Below are 247 nucleotides of genomic sequence, written 5' to 3'. Positions count from 1 at the left end.
CGCATGAATTCATCCTGCAGCAGCCGCAGGGCTACGATACGCCGGTCGGCGAAAACGGCGTGACGCTTTCCGGCGGCCAGCGCCAGCGCGTTTCCATCGCCCGCGCCATCGTTCGCAATGCACCGGTTCTCCTGCTCGACGAGGCGACTTCCGCCCTCGACAATGAATCGGAAAAGCGGGTCCAGCAGGCGCTGGAAGGCATCATGCAGAACCGCACCACGGTCGTGATTGCGCACCGCCTTTCCAC

General features: G+C 64.0%; 1 protein-coding gene. It reads left to right on the top strand.

Annotation, left to right across the window (positions count from 1 at the left end; all coding sequences use genetic code 11):
• The coding region (locus SB719_RS21815; protein ID WP_412159982.1) for an ATP-binding cassette domain-containing protein at nt 1-247 on the top strand (247 nt) is incomplete at both ends.

Origin of the sequence: Pantoea sp. SIMBA_079 (assembly GCF_046940275.1) — a bacterium.
GTDB lineage: Bacteria > Pseudomonadota > Gammaproteobacteria > Enterobacterales > Enterobacteriaceae > Pantoea > Pantoea borealis.
Note: the sequence above shows the minus strand (reverse complement) of the source record. Positions and strands in the feature narration are given on the sequence as shown.